At 67.8% G+C, this 18,766-nt stretch carries 20 protein-coding genes; 10 read left to right on the forward strand and 10 right to left on the reverse strand.

The annotated features are described in order from the left end of the window. The first annotated feature begins 281 nt into the window (after nucleotides 1-281). From Aeryth_RS05160 to Aeryth_RS17605, 8 genes are all read left to right on the forward strand, one after another. Nucleotides 282-845 carry a hypothetical protein gene (locus tag Aeryth_RS05160; RefSeq protein WP_144433675.1) on the forward strand — a complete coding sequence of 188 codons (564 nt, stop codon included), beginning with the start codon at nucleotides 282-284 and terminating at the stop codon, nucleotides 843-845. Nucleotides 846-892: 47 nt separating this feature from the next. After that, nucleotides 893-1,540, forward strand: a complete 648-nt coding sequence (locus tag Aeryth_RS05165; protein WP_067855542.1) for a type II secretion system F family protein — start codon at nucleotides 893-895, stop codon at nucleotides 1,538-1,540. After that, entirely contained in the window at nucleotides 1,537-1,824 is a 288-nt protein-coding gene (locus Aeryth_RS05170; protein ID WP_067855545.1) for a hypothetical protein, read from the forward strand. The genes Aeryth_RS05165 and Aeryth_RS05170 overlap by 4 nt, the downstream gene beginning before the upstream one ends. A gap of 4 nt (nucleotides 1,825-1,828) precedes the next feature. Then, a complete protein-coding gene (locus Aeryth_RS05175) occupies nucleotides 1,829-3,709 on the forward strand; it encodes an HsdM family class I SAM-dependent methyltransferase (protein ID WP_083516271.1) in 1,881 nt (626 codons plus the stop codon). 136 nt (nucleotides 3,710-3,845) lie between these two features. Continuing rightward, entirely contained in the window at nucleotides 3,846-4,718 is an 873-nt protein-coding gene (locus tag Aeryth_RS05180; RefSeq protein ID WP_202967708.1) for a restriction endonuclease subunit S, read from the forward strand. Nucleotides 4,719-5,646: 928 nt separating this feature from the next. Next, a complete protein-coding gene (locus tag Aeryth_RS05185) occupies nucleotides 5,647-6,069 on the forward strand; it encodes a hypothetical protein (RefSeq protein ID WP_144433676.1) in 423 nt (140 codons plus the stop codon). Then, nucleotides 6,066-6,569, forward strand: coding sequence for a pilus assembly protein TadG-related protein (locus tag Aeryth_RS05190; protein WP_067855557.1), 504 nt, complete (start codon nucleotides 6,066-6,068; stop codon nucleotides 6,567-6,569). Before Aeryth_RS05185 ends, Aeryth_RS05190 begins: the two co-directional genes overlap by 4 nt. A 208-nt stretch (nucleotides 6,570-6,777) precedes the next feature. Next, nucleotides 6,778-7,224, forward strand: coding sequence for a hypothetical protein (locus Aeryth_RS17605; protein WP_144433677.1), 447 nt, complete (start codon nucleotides 6,778-6,780; stop codon nucleotides 7,222-7,224). A gap of 243 nt (nucleotides 7,225-7,467) precedes the next feature. Here the strand turns inward: Aeryth_RS17605 and Aeryth_RS05195 are convergent, their stop codons facing one another. The 7 genes from Aeryth_RS05195 to Aeryth_RS05220 form a co-directional block, all read right to left on the reverse strand. Next, on the reverse strand, nucleotides 7,468-8,601 hold the full coding sequence (locus Aeryth_RS05195) for a hypothetical protein (protein WP_067855560.1): 1,134 nt from the start codon (nucleotides 8,599-8,601) through the stop codon (nucleotides 7,468-7,470). Then, nucleotides 8,598-9,608: a C39 family peptidase gene (locus tag Aeryth_RS05200; protein ID WP_067855563.1), complete on the reverse strand. Its 1,011-nt coding sequence runs from the start codon at nucleotides 9,606-9,608 to the stop codon at nucleotides 8,598-8,600. The genes Aeryth_RS05195 and Aeryth_RS05200 overlap by 4 nt, the downstream gene beginning before the upstream one ends. 300 nt (nucleotides 9,609-9,908) lie before the next feature. Next, nucleotides 9,909-10,598 carry a hypothetical protein gene (locus Aeryth_RS05205; RefSeq protein WP_144433678.1) on the reverse strand — a complete coding sequence of 230 codons (690 nt, stop codon included), beginning with the start codon at nucleotides 10,596-10,598 and terminating at the stop codon, nucleotides 9,909-9,911. Nucleotides 10,599-11,087: 489 nt separating this feature from the next. Continuing rightward, nucleotides 11,088-11,570: a DUF4383 domain-containing protein gene (locus Aeryth_RS05210; protein ID WP_236749823.1), complete on the reverse strand. Its 483-nt coding sequence runs from the start codon at nucleotides 11,568-11,570 to the stop codon at nucleotides 11,088-11,090. Nucleotides 11,571-11,626: 56 nt separating this feature from the next. Beyond that, nucleotides 11,627-12,373: an MBL fold metallo-hydrolase gene (locus tag Aeryth_RS05215; RefSeq protein WP_067855569.1), complete on the reverse strand. Its 747-nt coding sequence runs from the start codon at nucleotides 12,371-12,373 to the stop codon at nucleotides 11,627-11,629. Further along, nucleotides 12,367-12,498 (reverse strand): hypothetical protein, encoded by a 132-nt coding sequence (locus tag Aeryth_RS18455; RefSeq protein ID WP_257721385.1) that lies wholly within the window; start codon nucleotides 12,496-12,498, stop codon nucleotides 12,367-12,369. Before Aeryth_RS18455 ends, Aeryth_RS05215 begins: the two co-directional genes overlap by 7 nt. Continuing rightward, a complete protein-coding gene (locus tag Aeryth_RS05220; protein ID WP_067855572.1) occupies nucleotides 12,495-13,358 on the reverse strand; it encodes a manganese catalase in 864 nt (287 codons plus the stop codon). Before Aeryth_RS05220 ends, Aeryth_RS18455 begins: the two co-directional genes overlap by 4 nt. A gap of 114 nt (nucleotides 13,359-13,472) precedes the next feature. Between Aeryth_RS05220 and bla the strand changes: the two genes are divergently transcribed. Continuing rightward, nucleotides 13,473-14,402, forward strand: coding sequence for a class A beta-lactamase (bla, locus tag Aeryth_RS05225; RefSeq protein ID WP_083516272.1), 930 nt, complete (start codon nucleotides 13,473-13,475; stop codon nucleotides 14,400-14,402). A 101-nt stretch (nucleotides 14,403-14,503) separates the two neighbouring features. On the opposite strand, the gene Aeryth_RS05230 is transcribed toward bla, so the two are convergent. Together Aeryth_RS05230 and Aeryth_RS05235 are read right to left on the reverse strand one after the other, a co-directional pair. Next, nucleotides 14,504-15,019: a hypothetical protein gene (locus Aeryth_RS05230; protein ID WP_067855575.1), complete on the reverse strand. Its 516-nt coding sequence runs from the start codon at nucleotides 15,017-15,019 to the stop codon at nucleotides 14,504-14,506. A 54-nt stretch (nucleotides 15,020-15,073) separates the two neighbouring features. After that, nucleotides 15,074-15,484, reverse strand: a complete 411-nt coding sequence (locus Aeryth_RS05235) for an HIT family protein (protein WP_067855578.1) — start codon at nucleotides 15,482-15,484, stop codon at nucleotides 15,074-15,076. Nucleotides 15,485-15,521: 37 nt separating this feature from the next. Between Aeryth_RS05235 and prfB the strand changes: the two genes are divergently transcribed. Further along, nucleotides 15,522-16,637: a peptide chain release factor 2 gene (gene prfB, locus Aeryth_RS05240; RefSeq protein ID WP_067855581.1), complete on the forward strand. Its 1,116-nt coding sequence runs from the start codon at nucleotides 15,522-15,524 to the stop codon at nucleotides 16,635-16,637. A 28-nt stretch (nucleotides 16,638-16,665) separates the two neighbouring features. Here the strand turns inward: prfB and Aeryth_RS05245 are convergent, their stop codons facing one another. Next, nucleotides 16,666-18,765, reverse strand: coding sequence for an iron ABC transporter permease (locus Aeryth_RS05245; RefSeq protein WP_067855584.1), 2,100 nt, complete (start codon nucleotides 18,763-18,765; stop codon nucleotides 16,666-16,668). Between the last annotated feature and the right edge of the window lies 1 nt (nucleotide 18,766).

The following is an 18,766-nucleotide window of genomic DNA, read 5'->3' on the forward strand; positions in this document are numbered from 1 at the left end:
TGGTCAGGACGTCCCCCTTCGGACGACGCGGTGAGTTGATTCACAAGTGGCTGAAGTCCAAGCTGGAACGCGTCCAAGTCTCAACAAAGCCGGCAAGGTGGCGGCATCGGCCAATTTGGATCCTGTGGCGGCTGTGTCCTTCATGGTTCAAGGCGACCATCCATCGGTGCGTCGCGGGTCAAGAATTCCCAAGTGCAGTTGAGGGGTGGTTGCGGAACGAGTTCCAGTCTGAGATGGAGCGCGGCCGAGCGCCGGTCATGCGCTCCTTCCTGGGTGGTTGCATGACGCCGACCGGCTTCGAGGGTTACTGTCTCGCGAGCTCGATCGCGGGCGACGGGCGCACTCCGAGTCTCTACGAAGGCAATGAGACCGTGAACATGCTGGCCGAAGCGTTCGTAAACGAAGTGCTGCGGGAACAACCGGCGGTGGAGACGCGAATCCAGATGCGGCACCCCGAGCTTTACGCGGAGATTGACCGCCTGAAGGTGGAGGGCGAGTTCCGTCTCTCGATCTTTTGGCCGCTGACTCTCTTCATCGCCCTGCTTGGTTGGAACTGGTCCCCTCTGGCGCTGACCTTGCTCGTGTTGCCGCCCTTTCTGGCTCGCGACGGCTTCCGGCGGATCGCTGAATCTTCGCAGAAGACGTGGGGAGCGCTAGTAGCCAAAGAGGTTACGTCCCCGACGATCGACGCCATGGACGCGGCACGCCAATCGAAGACCGCTCCATTCGACTTCTTGGAGAGGTATCCCGCGCTCGAGCCCGGCTTTGAGTTCCCCGACGAAGTTGCGTTCGATTCGGAGACCGAAGACGAGTATGCGGTCAGCGAGAATCGCATGCGATCGTGACGGATTCTGGGTCGTAAGCGCGGGCGTTGCCCGGACCGATGGGGTAGATGGTGATGCGGGTACTGGTCATCGGTCTCGTCCTCGGGACGCTCGCGGCGCTGCTGCCCGTGGCGACGCTGCGGGGACGCGCCCGACGTCGGGCACGCGAGCACGCCGACCTGTGGCCCGACGCCGTCGACAACCTCGCGTCGGCCGTGCGGGCGGGGCTCTCGCTGCCCGAGGCGGTCGTGCAGCTGGGGGAGCGGGGGCCGGAGGGTCTGCGCGAGCCGTTCGCGCGGTTCGGCCGCGACTACCAGTCGACGGGGCGCTTCGACATCGCGCTCGACCGGTTGAAGCAGCGTCTGGCCGATCCCACCGGCGACCGCGTCGTGGAGGCGTTGCGGATCGCTCGCGACGTGGGCGGTGGCGACCTCGGCCGGATGCTGCGCGCGCTGTCCGGCTTCCTGCGCGAGGAGGGTCGGACGCGGGGCGAGCTGGAGGCGCGCCAGTCGTGGACGGTCAACGCAGCCCGCCTCGCCGTCGCGGCCCCGTGGGTGGTGCTGGCCGCGATGAGTCTGCAGCCGGAGGTCGTCGCGCGGTACGCGACGGGCACGGGCGCGCTCGTGCTGGTGGGCGGCGCGGTGGTGTGCGTCGTGGCCTACCGGCTCATGCTGTGGCTCGGTCGGCTGCCGGAGGAACGGCGGGTGCTGGCATGACGGCCACTCTCCTCGGAGCGGCAGCGGGAGCCGCGGCGGCGGTCGGGCTGCTGCTGGTCGTCGTGGCCGGGCTCGATCGGGTGCTGCGCGTGCTGCGCGCGCAGGCTGCGGACGTGGGGGCGTCCGCCCGCCGCCAGCTGCTGAAGTCCGGCGGTCGCAAGGAGATCATCATTCAGGATCCCCGTCATCTCCCTCGTCCTGCCCGGCCCAAACAGGAGGCTTTGTCTGGCGGCGGGAGACCGGCGGGGCAGCCTGCAGCGTCCGGCGGACGCGTGAAAAGGTAAGCGAGTGGCGAATGAGCGGGTTACAGAGGACATGGTCGATGCGGCAATGCGGGCGCTCGGCTACTACGACGACGAAGACGCGATCGTTGTCGAGAAGCAGCAGTCCGTCGTGAAGGCTATCCGGGAGGCTCTGTCCAAGGCGTCAAAGACCGGGAAGGGACGGGCCGGATACCCGGAGTTCATCGTTACCTCTCCCGACACGCCGGACATCGTCGTTCTTGTCGAGTGCAAGGCCGACACCGCCAAGCACGAGTCCGCCAACCGTGACAAGCCCGTCGATTTCGCTGTCGACGGCGTCCTGCACTACGCCCGTTTTCTGTCTCCCCGCTACACGGTTATTGCGATCGCCGTCTCGGGCACTCGCAGCAGCAACTTGTGGTCCTTCTTCCTGATGCCCAAGGGAGAGACCCAGCCCAAGGTGCTCGTAGCTCCGTCCGGCGCAGAGGTCGACTCGCTCATCCCCATGGACGACCTCATTCGCGCGGCATCGTTCGACCCGATGGTTCATCAGCGACGCGAGCGCGACCTCATCCTTTTCTCCCAACAGATGCATGAGTTCATGCGCAACGAGGCCGAGATGAGCGAGCAAGAGAAGCCGCTCGCCGTCGCTGGCACTCTCATCGCGCTCAGCAACGATGTGTTTGCGAGGACATACGATGCTTACCCGGCCAGGGACCTGCCCGATTTCTGGATGCGGACCATTAAGGATGAAGTATCGAAGGCGAAGATTCCGGTGTCCAAAGTCAACAATATGACTCAGCCATTCACGGCAATTGAGGTACAGCCCGAACTCTCCAAGTCCACGCACGCATATCCTAAGGGCTTGTTGTCGGAGATCGTTCGTCTCTTGGCCGACCGCGTCCTTCCATTCATGACCGTGTATCACGACTACGACGTTGTCGGTCGGTTTTATGGGGAATTCCTGAAGTATAGCGGTGGTGACGGGAAACTCGGCATTGTGCTGACGCCAAAGCACGTTGCCGAACTATTTGCTCTCATCGCCAACGTCAACAAGAACTCGGTCGTAGTTGACCCGTGCGCAGGAACTGGCTCGTTTCTCATCTCGGCGATGATGCAGATGACGAAAACCGCGACGACGGAGGCGGAGATCACCTCCATCAAGAAGGACCGTCTCATTGGTATTGAGCAGCGTCCGAGCATGTACGCTCTGGCTGTCTCGAATATGATTCTTCGAGGCGACGGGAAGGCAAATCTCTATCAGGGCTCGTGTTTCGACACGCCCAACATAAACGCCGTAAAGAAGCACAAGGATTCATCCGGGAGGATTCTTCGTCCGAATGTCGGTCTAATCAATCCGCCATACGCGAAGTCCAAGGCCGACCTGTCCGAACTTCGCTTCGTTGACAACATGCTGGACATGTTGGAGAAGGGTGGGACAGGTGTCGCGATCGTGCCGGTCTCCTGTGCGACGGCTGCGTCGGTCGAGAAACAAACCATTCTGAACAAGCACACGCTTGAAGCCGTAATGTCGATGCCACCCGAATTGTTCACGCCGGTCGGTGCCATTGCGTGCATCATGGTATTCACCGCCGGAGTGCCGCACAACGTCGCTAACAAGAAATCCTGGTTTGGCTACTGGCGAGAAGACGGGTTTGTTAAAATCAAGAACTTGGGTCGAGTCGACCGCCATCACACGTGGCCGGGTATTCGTGACCGCTGGATTAGTTCCTGGCGAAATCGTGAAGTGCACCCAGGAGAGTCCGTAACGGCGACGGTCACGGCGAAAGATGAGTGGGTGGCCGAGGCATTCATGGAGACGGACTACTCGAACCTTAGTCAGCGCGACCTCGAGCGCGTTCTGCTTGACCACGCTCTCTTCGTACTCAAGGGCTCTCAGCCCGCGGAAACCGCCGATGACGATTAGCACTCAGCGACTCGACAACATTTTTGACATGCGGTATGGACATTCTCTCGAGTTGAATGGTCTAAAGCACGTCCATTCCCCCGAGGGAGTCAATTTCGTATCGCGGGCCATGGGGAACAATGGGGTTACTGCTCGCGTGGCCTATGCGGGCAATGACCTCGGCAAAGTGGGGGAGTTGACTGTCGCACTCTCAGGAAACGGCGTCCTCTCAACCTTCGTCCAGCCCGAAGAATTCGTGACCGGCTTCCACGTCATGATTCTGTCGCCGAAGGACGCGGCCATGAGTACAGTTGAGAAACTCTGGTGGGCGCGCTGTATCTGGGAGAACCGTTACCGATTCTCCTACGGCAGGCAGGCGAACCGAACGCTCGCAAGTCTTGAGGTCCCGGCCACGCTGCCAGATTGGGTGCACACGTTGAAGGTGCCAACGCACGAAGGTTTGGCGAGGGCTGCGGGTGCGTCGGTAACTCTTACGGACCCGACTGGCACCGGCTGGGCTGATTTTCGACTTGATGCGCTTTTTGATGTGAAAAAGGGGAAGCGCTTCACGAAGGCTTCCCGGGTGCCCGGAGATACGCCGTTCGTCGGCGCGTCTGAAAAAAACAACGGCATCACTGACTACTGCGACCTTGACCCTTTGCACCCGGCCGGAGTCATGACGGTGGTATACAACGGAAACAGTGTGGGTTATGCCTTCTACCAGCCGGAGCCGTTTGTTGCGTCAGACGACGTGAACGTGCTTTATCCCAAGGTGCCGATGAACCGGTGGGTGCAACTCTTCGTCGCGAGCATCATCAAGCATCAGCGCAGCCGCTTCACTTATGGATACAAGTGGACCTTGGCCCGTATGAAGCGGACCGTGATTCGGTTGCCCGTGGCTACTGGCGGCGAGCCTGACTGGGATTTCATGGAGCGCTACGTGCAGGGGCTGCAATTCTCGGCGGCACTACGCCCGGAGATGACCGTTCATGAATTAGTCAACGCGGATGTCGAAAAGTCTGCCAGCTGATTGGTGCCGGCCGCGTGCGCGCTAGCCGTTGCCGGCTAGCGCGCACGTGGCCGGACGTTATCTCGACTGGACGAGCTGGACCGAGCTTGCGAACTCGCGGAGTTCCTCGGGGTGGCCTTCGCCGAGAGGCTCTTCGTGAGAATTCGTACTGAGCTGGTCTGGCTGCACAGGGGTGGTCGAATTGTTTCCGGTCATTAAGGCGCTTCGGCTCGTTGATCGAAACGACTCCATCCACGGCGGAGCAGTTGGTAGCAAGCGATGTATGACTCAGCCACCTCCTATAGGTCGCCTCCCGATGTGTTTCCGGCCATCGGTCCGGGAGAGCGCCTACAACTTTTCCGATGGAGAGAGTCGTTGTGGACAGCCGAGGGAACATCGGCCAGGCTAGTCCGTGTGCGTCGCCACTATGGGTTCGCCAGATGGCCTTGGCGGACTCGATCTTCGCTGGGTCGCCGAACGTGTAGTCGATGGCCGAGTCGACGATCTTCGTTTCCGAAGGAACCTCACGAGCCGTCATGTCGACCGTCGCCCGCCATTGAGCGTGGATCGCGTCGCGGCGGCTTGTCATCTCCGTTAAGGCAATCGCGAGCGTGACAGCGTCCGCACCGGGCGGCCCGGAGTTGAGATACTGCGCGTAGCGCCTGTGCGACTCGTGTCCGGCCCGAAGACCGCGCTGCTGGCGCTCGAGCGAAGAGTCGGGGGAGAAGAGCATCCACACAACCGAGCGGAGCCGCGCAAGGCACCGCGGATCACTGTCGGGTGCGCTATCGGATACGCCTCGCCCGCGTCGATCGCTGTTCGTGCGAGGTCGCATCTGTCGATAGAACGTGGTCCAGGCGAAGCGCCGCCCGGCGTCCAACGCGCCACTTCGACGGCACTCGGGGCCGCCGCTCGACATGCGCGGGCGGGCGCTGGTGCAGGCGGAGCCGTGAGGGACGAGCGGGGGTCGGCGCCGGTGGAGCTGGTGTGGCTGACGATTCTGCTGCTGGTGCCGTTCGTGTACGTGATGATCGCGGTGTCCGACGCGCAGCGGGCCGCGTACGCGGTGTCGTCGGCGAGCAAGGCGGCGGCGCGGGCGTACGTGCAGGCGCCGGACACGGTGACGGCGGCTCAGCGGGCGCAGCGCGCGGCAGCCGTGGCGTTGGGCGACCAGCGGGTCCGTGCCGACGTGGAGGTGGTGTGCCTGCCAACGCCGTCGTCGTGCCTGCAGCCGGGTTCGTCGGTGCGGGTCTCGGTGAGCACGGTGCAGCCGCTGCCGCTGACGCCGTCGGTGCTGGGGGACCAGGTGGGTGGGGTCGCGGTCGAGTCCTCCCACGTCGAGCCGTACGGGTCGTTCCGGGAGGGTCGATGACGCGTGCGGACGAGCGGGGCAGCGTGACGGTGATGACGATCGGGTTCCTGGTGCTGGTCGCGCTGCTGCTGGCGGTGGTGGTGAATGCGACGGCGGCCTACCTGCAGCGTCAGGAGGTGGCGAACCTGGCTGACGGTGCTGCGCTGGCCGCAGCCGACGGTCTCGACGAGGCTGCCTTCTACGCCGAGCAGCGGGTCGAGCTCGACGCGGCGTCGGCGCGGGCGCTGGTCGGTGACTATCTGGCAGGCGAGGAGGTGTCCGCCGTGCAGGTGGGTGTCGTGGACGGGACGGTCACGGTGCGCCTGGAGCGCGTCGTCGCCCTTCCCCTCACCCCACCCGGCTGGCCCGCCCGCACGCGCGTGTCGGCGGAGGCGTCGTCGCAGGTGCGCGAGTTGGCGGAGTGGGATCGAACAGCGTTCAAGCGGCGACCTCTGTCAGGCTGGCGTGAACGCACCACCGAGCTCAGTCAGCAGCGGAAAAATCGATGTCTGCTCAGTTAGTGTGGACTTCGTGAAGACCTGGGACGCGGCGCGCGTGCGGCGTATCGTCATAGGCATGTGCATCGTCGGCGCCGTCATCGCTGTAGCGCAGAGGGAAGCATCAATAGCGGGCGTGTGCGCTGCGGGTGCGGTGGCGATGTGGTTCATGCCTCCGAAGAGTCGCACCTGACTCTTGTCGAGGCTCGGGACCTGTGCTTAACGTCGAGGTATGAGTAAGACATTCAAGTTCTGCGTGATTGCGTTGGCTTCGATCCTCCTTGCTGTAGGGACCACAGTTCCCGCTGAAGCAGCTATCAAAACATGGACAAATTCGAGCCACACGCGTGCCCAGAAGTGCTACACCCCACCGGCGTGCACGAACTACGCGAAGAGCATCACCTTCGCCGCAAAGTCCAACTCTCAGATGCGAACCATCACCGCGACCGGGAGAGTCCTGGCGCAGACAGGGGCCAACAAGTACTCCCAGATCTACTCTCGGACCATCACGGCGAGAAACACGACTGAGAACGTCTGGCGCTGGTCGATTCCCAGGAAGTACGGCAACGCCAAGTTGAAGGTCGTCGTCTCAGCCACCTTCAAGAAGCGGCTCTACTCCGCTAGTCGGTCGAGCACGAAGTACATCTGGGAAGGAATCCCGGCTGTTGCGCCCGAGTGACAGGTACTCGAAACGGTGAGCGGCGGGATATCGATAGATGGTGCCCGCCGCTCGCCGTTTCTCAGGTCTCCGCCTTCCGCGCGAGAGTCACAACCTCGAGTGAATCAATGGCACGACGGCGCCCGCCGTACTGCAGCGGAGGGATACGTCGGCCTTGTCTTTGCATGGGAAGAAGACCACCGCGGCTGCGTCTGCGCTCGGTTGCCTGCGCTCCTGAGGGTGCGTCAAGAGGTCGAAACCCATTTAACGGTCTCCGTTCACGAGCGTCACCAGCCGCATGGCGTCCGGGCTGGACGTCTGCTTGACGTAGATGAAGCTGCTGCCACTGAGACGGTTCGAGCCGGTGTCGTTGCTGCCCGGGAGGGAGAACAGCTTCCCGCGTCGCAGGTCGAGGAGGAAGGCGCGGTCGCCGGTGGAGAAGCTGATCCAGTCGCTGGTGCCGTTGAGGTAGCCGACCGTGTTCTTGCCGAGGTTCACGGTGAAGCGACCGTGCTCGGTCGACTCGACCGTCAGACGGCGGCGGCCGTCGGCCGTCGTGCAGGCGACGCGGACACCCTTCGTGGCGAAGGCGCCGCAGTCCGCCGGCATCCCTGCGTCGGTGACCTCTCCGGAGGATCCACGGTCCGGGTCCCAGCGTGCGAGCGTGCTGTCGAGGAGGACGTCGAGCTGGCGTCCCGCGGCCCAGGCACCGGTCGCCTTCGGCACGACCTTCTCGAGCCTGCCGCCCGTCAGCGGGACGCGGTAGGCGGAGGTCTGGACGACGTTCTGCTGGTCGTCCACCCGATCGACCGCGACGACGTAGACGTCGTCGCCCACGACCTGCGGCCGGATGGCGTCGGGTGACGGCCAGGGCGGGTCCTTGATGCCGAGCTGCTGGTAGGACGCGAGCTCCTTCTCCTCTCCCGTCTCGAGATTCAGCGCGTACAACCGCCACGGCATGGCGTCATAGTTTCCCTGCGTGGTCTCGACCCAGACCACGGTCTTGCCGGCAACGGCGACGTCGACGATGTAGCGCGGGGCCCCCGGCTTCCCGTGACGGGCAAGCTCTGTGACCTCGTTGGTCTTTGGGTCGACGGATATCAGTGCACCTCCGCGAGGGTCGTCCTCGGAGGGCTGACCCGACTTGGAGGTTCCCGAGAGGGACATGATCAGCCGACCATCGGTGCGGTCGAAGTAGACAACCTGCTGTCCGTCCAGGACCGTCGGGATGCGCGAGCTCACGGTGTAGTCGTCGCCCTCCGTGAACGACGGTGGCGCGGGAGAGAGCGCGAACTGACGCTGGGGCTCGGGCTCCTTCGTCGTCGTGCAGGACGTCGTGCCGAGTACGACCGCCGCCATCGCCGAGGCGATGGCGGCGGCCTTGCGCGCAGAGGTCACAGGACGACGCCCCACGGCTGGGTGAAGATGCGCATGCTCGTGTTCCGCATCGCGTTGGTCTTCTGCGGAGCCTTCGACTGGCCTGTGTTCGTCCACCGGCCTGCGACCGGGTCCGCGTAGGCGAGCCTGTCGCCCGAGCCGGAGTAGCCGTAGCCCATGATCAGGTGGTCGATCGTGAAGGTCGTGTAGTGGTAGTTGTAGTGCGGGTTGCCCGCCCCGGCCAGCTCCCGCGTCCCGTACACGACGGCGCGGTTGTAGACGCCGATCGAGTTCACGACGCCGCTCTTGATCGAGGCCGCTGACGGGCTCGAGACGAGGCGGGACGCGAAGCCGGCCCACCGGTTGAGCGTGAGCGGGATGCGCGACATGTTCGTGCCGCTCGTGGTGGTCGCGAGGTAGCGGGACGAGGCCAGCGTCGTCTGGGAGATGGTGTCGGAGGAGTTGTAGCGGCTCCGCTCGCAGGCGCTGCACGACGCGCGGATCGCCATCGCGACGGACGCCGGCCCGCAGTAGTAGGAGGTGCGCTGGGTGGAGTGGCGCACGGGGAGCGCCTTCTGCGTCGCCGCTGCCATCACGCTGGCACCGGAGTCGGACGTGGTCGACGCGTCGGCGGAGAAGTCGGGCTCGGGCTCGATCTCCGAGTACGGGCGCCCGGCGACGCGCTCGACCTCCGCGCGTGCCGCGACGATCCGCTCGTCGAGCGACGGCTCACCGTCCGCCCGCGCGGTCGCGGCGCCGGCTCCACCGGCGAGGTACTTCTCGGCGTAGAGCGCGTGCAGGGCGTCGAGGGCGTCGTTGAGCGGCTTCTCGGCCTGCACCGACGGCAGGTCCCCGAGCGACTCGTACCCGTTGGGCAACGCGATGCCCCGACCCTCGGGCGTGGCCGGCTCGTCCGCGGCGGACGCCGGAGCCGCCGCGAGCAGCGCGGCGATCGTGACGGCTGACAGAGCGGCGAGGCCGAGACCGGTGGTGGTGCGTTGCCTGCGGCGGCGTCGCGAACTGAACATGATGTGTCCCCCCTGGGAGCGTCGACGGTGTGTGCGTCGATCAACCCATGGGAGGAGCCGCGGGCAGAAGCGTTCGAACGATCTTCTGAAGACGGCTTGACATCCGGCCGCTGAGGTGAGCCGAGACAGCGGCGCTTCGGTGTACCGCTCTCCAACAGTCCAGATGGTCGGGCGCACCTGTGCCATCGACCGGGTCCGAGCGAGACGGAGCTGGAGCGTGCTCAGCACGTCACGGATGCGCGACTTGCAGGTAGGCGGTGAGAACGCTGAGGAGCATGACTTTCAGGTGAGAACGTCACGTCATGGCCGAACGGCTCGCCAGCCGTCGCCCACCAGCGCTTCCCTCAGATCGGCTTTCTCCCGGGGCGCAGCCGGGTATTTCGGCAAGATGGGCTGCGCGGAGACCTCCGACACGCACCATCCCCCGGGCGATCGCTCGACGTCCACGCGGTACGTGTTCCAGCCTGTGTACGAACCGTCGGCGATGTGCACGACGCCGGCGATCTCCACTGCGAAACCCGGATCCTCGGCCTGGCTCCTGACCCACATGGTCTGATCGGTTGACCAGTAGCGACCGAGGCCGGACCGTTGTTGCTCCTCGACCTCGCCGATCAGGGCGCTACGCGTCCGCACACTCAACGCGTCGCATCCGACGTCTGCGAGAAGGGAACGCATGTCCACGGCGTCACGCACGTCCATGACGGACTGGCTCAGCGCCAGGGCGAATTCTTCGGCGGAGACGTGGTCGTTGCTAGCGGTCCTCGCGGCACGTTCGACCTTCTCCCTGGACGCGGTTCCGAAGAGCGCCTTTGACACCTGAGTCGACGTGATCGGCTTGCTGAGCGGTTCGGCTGCTCCGAGCTCGGGACGTGTCTGGGAGCTCCTCGAGGCGCTGGCTCCGTCAGAAGTGGTGGGAGACCTGGCGTTCGTGCACGACGCGAGCGCCATGGACGCGAGCAGCAAGGTGCCCGCAGTCAGGATCACTCTCACGCCACGGCCCTGTCGATGATCGAGTCGCTGGAGGCGAAGGCGAATGCGAGTCGTCCGGAAAGGTGTGGATGAGATCCGTGGGGCTGGGCCTCCACGCCTGGCGCCTTCAGATCGTGGGTCCGATCCCCATCCATGCATGCGCCGTGCCCTTCGAAGCGGTCTGGACCTCTCGTGCTGCGGACCAGACGCCCGCATCGCCGCCAGCCGAGCTGATGCTGCCGTAGTCGCGATGCGTCCGGGTCTCGTGTTGTGCACGCTAGAGGTAGGGAAGGACGCCACGTCGAGGCACCGCGTGATTCCGCGCTGCGGCCATACGGACGGACGAGAGCCGGGCGACGCGCCGGTACATCCCCGACTCCGTCCGAGCACTTCGTCGTGCGCACCGGTGGATGTCCGACGAGGCAGAGACGCTGGGTCCCACCTCGACCTCACCTCGACATGAACGCGTGGTGAGGGGGAGGGGCGTCGAAAGTCAGACGCTGACGGCTCTCAGCGCGTGTACTGCCCCTTCCGCCGCAGCGCCGAGCCGACGGCGAAGCCGATGAGCAGCAGGGCGGCGGCGAGGATGGCGTGCAGCCAGGTGTCGGCGGTGTCGAGCGGGACGACGTTGGCGTCGGACGTGTGGTCGACCATGAGGCCGTAGACCGTCAACGCGGCGTAGACGATGCCGCTGCCCACGAGGTAGGCGGGAGCGAGGCGGGGGCGGAGGGCCGCCGCGAGGCCGAGCAGGCCGAACAGCACGTGCACGAGGTTGTGCAGCACCGACACCTGGAACACACCGAACAGCTCCGCGCCGCTGTGGTGGCCGCTGCCGCTCAGCTGGTCGAGGTCGGTCGTGACGCCCGGGACGAAGCCCAGGACGCCGACGAGGAGGAACACGGCACCGAAGAGGAGGGCTGCCCCGCGGGCGAGGACGACGGGGTCCTCGTCGGGGCGCGGGCCGGTGCTGGACAGATGGTGGTTCTCGGACACGGTGGTACCTCTCGGTGCTGGTCAGGGGCAGGACAGGGCAGGTCAGGGCGTGCGGGTCAGGCGGCACCGGCGATGCGGGCCATCGAGGCCGCGGCGCGGGCGCCGTCGACGAAGGGCTCGCCGTGGCCGGGCAGCACGACGTCGGCGTCGGTCTCGGCGATGGCGTCGAGCGAGGCGAGCGCACGGTCGCGGTCACGGGTGCCGGCGCGCGCGACGACGCGCGGCCCGCGACGTCCGGTGTACGGGTCGAGGGTCACCAGGGCGTCGCCGGTGAGCACGACGCCACGGTCGGGCAGGTGGAAGGCCACGTGGCCGTCGGTGTGGCCCGGCGTGGGCACCGCGCACAGACCGCCCGGGAGCAGCGTGTGCTCGTCCTGGACGAGCACAGGACTGTCGAGCCCCTCGACGTTCAGGGCACCCGCCCGCACCATCGCGGCCAGGTGGCGCCACGAGCCGGGGTGCAGCACCGGGTAGAGCAGCCGCGGCCTCCCCGGGCGGTAGCGGTACGGGCGCTGCGCGATCGGCCCGTCACCCGTGTGCACCCACGTGTGCACGCCGCGCCGCTCGGCCGCGGCGCACACGCCCAGGTGGTCGAAGTGCGCGTGCGTGAGCACCACGGCCTCCAGCGACTCCCAGCTCATCCTGCGCTGCCAGAGCAGCTGCTCGACCAGCGGCCGGCACCCGGGCAGGCCGCCGTCGACGAGGACGCCACCCCGGTGGGTGTCGTCCTCGACGAGGTAGCAGCAGGTCGACGCGTGCTCCACCCGGTGGACACCGGGTGCGACGTCGAGCGTGATCACCATCGACCTCCCGCCGCCGTGACCGCCAGCACCGCCCACCACGCCGCCACGAAGACGACGAGGCGGGCGACGCCGCGCGACACCGCGGGCGCGGTCGGCACCTGCCGTGCGTACGCGACCGGGCTCACGACAGCGCGTCCTTCGCCTTGTCGATGAGCCCCTTCGTCTCCTGCAGCTCCTGCGTCCCGTACAGACGCGGGTCGCCCGGAGCCAGCTCGGGGATCTGCCCGTGCGCCTCGATCAGCGCTGAGCGGAAGTCGCCCCGACCGTCGGGTGCAGGACCCGAGGCCCACGACCCCTCCGTCGCCGCCTCGCCGTCGCTCGCCTGGATGAAGGTGTGCGAGAACTCGTCGAACTCCTCCTCCAGCGGGAACGCCTCGGGTGTCGGCACGCCGTCGAGCCCGTCGGCCTTCAGCTCCTCGATCGCCGAGAGCCACTGCATCTGGTGCATGTGGTCGCGCGTCACCAGGAAGCGGATCAGGTCCTTCACGCCCTGGTCGTCGGTCATGTGGAACAGGCGCGCCACCTGCAGGCGACCCTGCATCTCGGCCGTCACGTTCAGGTGGAAGTCGGCCATCAGGTTGCCGCTCGCCGTGACGAACGCACCCGACCACGGCACGCCGTTGCTGTCGTGCGGGTAGGCGCCGCCGCCGTTGACGATCGTCTGCTGCGGGTTCTGCTGCCCGAACTCGCTCGCCTGCGTCGAGCCCGTCGTGTCGTCCGGCGCCATCGGCGGCGCCTTGTCGAGCAGCTGGTCGATCATCGTCGTGATCATCTCGACGTGGCTCAGCTCCTCGGTGCCGATCGACATCAGCATGTCCTTGTACTTGCCGGGCAGCCGACAGTTCCAGCCCTGGTAGAGGTACTGCATGGCGACGGTCATCTCGCCCCACTTGCCGCCCAGCACCTCCTGGAAGCGGCGGGCGAACGCGGGATCGGGTGCGTCGGGGCGGGCCGTGAACTGCAACGGCTTCTGGTGGGTGAACATGGCGGCTCCTCGTGGGTCCCGACGCGCGGTGCCGCACGTCGTGGTGGCCGGAGGCGTACCCGCCGCGGGCCACCCAGACACCTCCGTGTGGACGGGGATGGTCGAATAGGGGCCATGCGTCGCCTGCTGCTGCCCGTGGTCGCCACCGCCCTGCTGCTCGCCGGGTGCACCGGCGGAGGGAGCAGCGCCGACCCCGGCGCCACCTCCACGCCCACCGCGTCGCCCACCTTCTCGGCCGACTTCGCCGACCTGGAGCAGGAGTACGACGCGCGGCTCGGCGTCTACGCGATCGACACCGGCACCGGCCAGGTCGTGGAGCACCGGGCGGGGGAGCGGTTCGCGTACGCGTCGACGATCAAGGCGATCGCGGTCGGCGCGCTCATGCACGAGAAGCCCCGCTCCGTGCTCGACCAGACCGTGCAGATCAGCGAGGACGACCTCGTCGACTTCTCCCCGCAGGTCGAGAAGGCGCTCGAGGCCGGGCAGACCGAGCTCACCGTGCGCGAGGTCGCCGACGCGGCCGTCCGGTACAGCGACAACACCGCCGGCAACCTGCTGTTCGACCTGCTCGGCGGTCCTGAGGAGCTGCAGGGCGTGCTGCGCGAGATCGGCGACCGCACGACGAAGGTGTCGCGCATCGAGCCCGACCTCAACGAGGCCACGCCCGGCGACGACCGCGACACCACCACGCCCGAGGCGCTCGCCACCGACCTGCGCCGGCTCACGCTCCCGGCGGCCGACGGCGAGAAGGACGTGAACGACGGCTACGCGCGCGCCTTCCTCACCGACCTCATGGTGCGCAACACCACCGGCGACGACCTCATCCGCGCGGGCGTCCCCGACACGTGGGAGGTCGCCGACAAGACCGGGGCGGCCAAGTACGGCACCCGCAACGACATCGCGATCCTGCGCCGCGCGGAGGGCGCCCCGATCGTCATCGCCATCATGTCGTCCAAGGACGACCAGGACGCCGAGGCCGACGACGACCTCGTCGCCGACGCCACGCGCGTCGCCGTCGCCGGGTTCGGCGTCTCGAACGACTGAGCTCGTCGACCGGGCCCCGGCGACCGACCGACGCAGACACGACGACGCCCACCCCGACCTCGGGGTGGGCGTCGTCGTGAGGTGGACGGGTCGGTGCGACGTCAGCAGCCGCCGCAGGTGAAGAAGGTGACGTCCCAGTGGCTGCCTTCCTTCGCGTACTCGTTGCCCGAGGCGGAGCGGTACAGCTGCGCGCCGTCGCTGCGGGTGCCGACGTACGTGAACGTGTTCGTCACGTACGACGTGAGGCAGCTCGACAGGCTGAAGTCGAGCTTGTAGCCGTTGTAGTGCGAGTACGTCCCGGACGCGTGGCCGACCTCGGTGCCGCCCGTGATGTTGAGCGCGCAGCCGCTGGCCGACTTGAGCGTGCGTGCACCGTCGACGCTGGTCTGGCGCAGGCCCTCGAACGACGTGCACGACGGGTTGCTGCGGGTGGTGCAGCCTCCCGACGACGACCACGTGATGCCGGCGGAGCGGAAGGCCGACTCGGCCTGCGCCTGGGTCACGGCCGAGGCGGACGACGCGACGCCGACCACGCTGCCGAGCCCGAGCAGGGCGCCGGTCAGGAGGACGACGAGCCGTCGCAGGACAGGTGCTTTCTGGTTCCCCGATGTGTTCATGGGTCCCATGCCAACCCGAGTCGGCGTCGTGACGCAAGCCCCCGGCGGTGACGATCAGTCGACGAGCGCGTGACGCAGGCGGTCGCGGTACTCGCGCGCCTCGCCGTCGGCGTAGCGGGTGCGCGGCCAGAAGAAGCCGCGCAGGCCGTCGCCCTTCGTGCGCGGCACGACGTGCACGTGCAGGTGCGGCACGCTCTGGGAGACCACGTTGTTCATCGCCACGAACGTGCCCTGCGCGCCCAGCTCGCTCGACATCGCGGCGGCAGCCCGGCGGGCCGCCGCGAACAGCGGCACGGTCATCGGCTCCGGCAGCTCGAGCAGGGTGTCCACGTGCTCGCGCGGCACGAGCAGCGTGTGCCCCTTGAACACGGGCCGCACGTCGAGGAAGCCGAGCACGTGCTCGTCCTCCAGCACCACCTCGGCCGGCTCGTCGCCGGCGACGATCTTGCAGAACAGGCACGCCACGGTCTCGATCCCACCACAGGGCCGGTAACCTCGACAGGTGGCCACCGACTTCCCCGAGCAGATCAAGGAGCTCGGCGCGACCCTGACCTCCATCGAGAAGGTGCTCGACCTCGACGCGATGCAGCGCGAGATCGACGAGCTCCAGGAGCAGGTCGGCGCGCCGGACCTCTGGGACGATCAGGCGAACGCGCAGCGCGTCACCGGTCGTCTGTCGACGCTGCAGGCGCAGCTGGAGCGCGTGCAGGGGCTGCGCGGCCGGATCGAGGACCTCGAGGTCCTCGTCGAGCTCGCACAGGAGGAGGGCGACGCCGACTCCCTCGCCGAGGCGGAGTCCGAGCTGACCAAGCTGCAGCAGGCCGTCGAGTCGCTCGAGGTCCGCACGCTGCTGTCGGGCGAGTACGACGAGCGCGAGGCCCTCGTGACCATCCGCTCCGGTGCCGGCGGCGTCGACGCGGCCGACTTCGCGATGATGCTGCAGCGCATGTACACGCGCTGGGCCGAGCGCCACGGCTACCCAGTGGAGGTCTACGACACCTCCTACGCCGAGGAGGCCGGCATCAAGTCGACGACGTTTGCCGTCAAGGCGCCCTACGCCTACGGCACGCTGTCGGTGGAGTCGGGTACCCACCGCCTCGTGCGCATCTCCCCGTTCGACAACCAGGGCCGGCGCCAGACGTCGTTCGCGGCGATCGAGGTCGTGCCCGTGCTGGAGCAGACCGACGAGATCGACGTGCCCGACGAGGAGATCCGCGTCGACGTGTACCGCTCGTCGGGTCCCGGCGGCCAGAGCGTCAACACGACCGACTCCGCCGTGCGACTGACGCACATCCCGACGGGCGTCGTGGTCAGCTGCCAGAACGAGAAGAGCCAGCTGCAGAACAAGGCCAGCGCCATGGTGATCCTCAAGGCCAAGCTGCTCGCCCTCAAGAAGGCCGAGGAGCGCGCCCACCTCGACTCGCTGCGCGGCGACGTGCAGGCCACGTGGGGCGACCAGATGCGCAACTACGTGCTCAACCCGTACCAGATGGTCAAGGACCTGCGCACCGAGCACGAGACGGGCCAGACCCAGGCCGTGCTCGACGGCGAGATCGACGACTTCATCGAGGCGGGCATCCGCTGGCGCCGCGGCCAGGAGGCCGAGGCCACCGCCTGACCGACCCTGACGGGTCGGCCAGGCCGGTTCATCCGCTGCGGCGCGAGCGGTGCAGCAGGTACAGGAAGTACGGCGTGCCGATGGCGGCCGTGAGCAGGCTGGCCGACAGCTGCGTCGGGGCGATGACCGTGCGTCCCAGCAGGTCTGACAGGCTCAGCAGCACGGCACCGAGCAGGGCCGCGACCGGCAGCACCAGGCGGTGCCGCCGGCCCACGAGGGCGCGGGCCGCGTGCGGTGCCACCAGCCCGACGAACCCGACCACGCCGATCACCGAGACCGCCGCGGCGGCGAGCAGCGTGCCGCAGCCGAGCAGCAGCAGGCGGGAGCGGGCGGGGTCGACGCCCAGCACGCGCGGCGTGTCCTCGTCGACGGAGAGCAGGTCGAGGCGCCGTGCGCCGGCGACGCACACCGGCAGCAGCACGGCGCAGGCGACGACGAGCGGCACGAGGTGCTCGTACGCCCGGCCGTAGGTGGAGCCCGACAGCCAGGTGAGGGCCTTGGAAGCGTTGAACGGGTCGGTCGCGACGATGAGCACGGTCACCAGGGCGATCGCTCCATACGCCACCCCCACGCCGAGCAGCACCAGCCGGTCGGTCGCGAACCCGCTGCGCGCAGCGAGTCCGAACACGAGCGTCGCCGCCACGACCGCACCGACGGCGCTGGCGCCGGAGATGGCCCAGTAGCTCGCCGCCGGCGCAGCGGTGACCACCAGCACGGCGCCGACGGAGGCGCCGCCGGAGACCCCGAGCAGCGTCGGGTCGGCGAGGGGGTTGCGGGTGACGCCCTGGATGATCGCGCCGGACACGGCGAGCGCGACCCCGGCGAGGGCAGCGGCCAGCACGCGCGGTGCGCGGGCGTCCATGACGCTCGACGTCACCGGGCCGCCGCGCCCGGCAAGCCAGTTGATCAGGTCGCCCACGAGGAACATCCGGTCGCCGACGAGCATCGACGCACCGGCGACCACGGCCAGCATCACGACCAGCGCGCCGACGAGCAGCAGCGGGCGGCGCACGCCGAGACCGCGGACGTCGAGCGCGTTGCCGCCCTCGTCGAGTCGCGAGGCGCGCAGCCGCAGTGCGAAGCCCAGCAGCACGGCGGCACCGAGCAGCGTCGTCGCCACGCCGGTGGGCACCTGTACGGCCCGCTGAGAGCCCATCACGGCACGCACTGCCACGTCGGCGCCGAGCACCACGAGCACACCAGTGAGCCCCGAGAGCGGGACGAGGGCCCGGTGGCGGTGCAGACCGGCGACGCGGGACGTGCCGAGGCGCACCAGCGCGGGTGCCACGAGACCCACGAACCCGATCGGGCCGACGAGGGTCACGGCCACCGCGGACAGCAGCACGGCGAGCAGCAGCACCGTCAGCTGGGTGCGCCGCACCGGCACGCCGAGGGAGCGCGCCTCGTCGTCGCCGAGGGCCATGAGGTCGAGTCGCCGCGCGTGCAGCAGCACCAGCGCCAGCACGACGGCCACGAGCGGCGTCATCAGGCGCACCGTGCTGAGGCCGTTCTGCGTGAGGGTTCCGGCCTCCCACGCCTGGAGCCCGACGCCCTCGATCGGGTTGAGGATGATGAGCATCGTCGAGATCGACGCGAGGCCCATCGAGATGACGGTGCCGGCGAGCACCAGGCGCACCGTGCCGTACTCGGTGCCGGCCAGCGCGAACACGAGCAGCGCGGCGAGCAGCCCGCCGACGAACGCGAGCACGAGGTCGCCGCCGAGCGCCGACGGCAGGCCGACGGTCGCGCCCACGGTGACCGCGAGGAACGCCCCGGAGTTCACCGCGAGGGTGTCGGGTGAGGCCAGCACGTTGCGGGCCACGGACTGCATGACCGCTCCGGCCACGCCGAGGCTCAGCCCGACGACGACACCCGCCGCGAGCCGAGGAAGCCGCGACTCGACGACCACGGCGGCGGCCTGGCCGTCGGTCGACCCGGTCAGCCAGCCCCACAGCTCGGCCGGGCCCACGGCGGCTGTGCCCTGCACCACGTGCACCGCCGCCACGAGGGCGATGAGGAGCAGCAGCGTCGCGCTGACGGCGGTGAGCCGCACCGCGGACATCGGTGCCGCCACCGGCGCCGAGGAGCCCTGCTCCTCGACGCCGGGACGCTCGGTGGTGAGGGTCATG

Origin of the sequence: Aeromicrobium erythreum (assembly GCF_001509405.1) — a bacterium.
Lineage (GTDB): Bacteria > Actinomycetota > Actinomycetes > Propionibacteriales > Nocardioidaceae > Aeromicrobium > Aeromicrobium erythreum.

Bases quoted from the DNA above. Each gene is read 5' to 3' on its own strand.
- Aeryth_RS05160 (WP_144433675.1), top strand. From the start codon at position 282: ATGACGCCGACCGGCTTCGAGGGTTACTGTCTCGCGAGCTCGATCGCG.
- Aeryth_RS05165 (WP_067855542.1), top strand. From the start codon at position 893: ATGGTGATGCGGGTACTGGTCATCGGTCTCGTCCTCGGGACGCTCGCG.
- Aeryth_RS05170 (WP_067855545.1), top strand. From the start codon at position 1,537: ATGACGGCCACTCTCCTCGGAGCGGCAGCGGGAGCCGCGGCGGCGGTC.
- Aeryth_RS05190 (WP_067855557.1), top strand. From the start codon at position 6,066: ATGACGCGTGCGGACGAGCGGGGCAGCGTGACGGTGATGACGATCGGG.
- Aeryth_RS17605 (WP_144433677.1), top strand. From the start codon at position 6,778: ATGAGTAAGACATTCAAGTTCTGCGTGATTGCGTTGGCTTCGATCCTC.
- Aeryth_RS05200 (WP_067855563.1), bottom strand. From the start codon at position 9,608: ATGTTCAGTTCGCGACGCCGCCGCAGGCAACGCACCACCACCGGTCTC.
- Aeryth_RS05215 (WP_067855569.1), bottom strand. From the start codon at position 12,373: ATGGTGATCACGCTCGACGTCGCACCCGGTGTCCACCGGGTGGAGCAC.
- Aeryth_RS05220 (WP_067855572.1), bottom strand. From the start codon at position 13,358: ATGTTCACCCACCAGAAGCCGTTGCAGTTCACGGCCCGCCCCGACGCA.
- bla (WP_083516272.1), top strand. From the start codon at position 13,473: ATGCGTCGCCTGCTGCTGCCCGTGGTCGCCACCGCCCTGCTGCTCGCC.
- Aeryth_RS05230 (WP_067855575.1), bottom strand. From the start codon at position 15,019: ATGAACACATCGGGGAACCAGAAAGCACCTGTCCTGCGACGGCTCGTC.
- Aeryth_RS05245 (WP_067855584.1), bottom strand. From the start codon at position 18,765: ATGACCCTCACCACCGAGCGTCCCGGCGTCGAGGAGCAGGGCTCCTCG.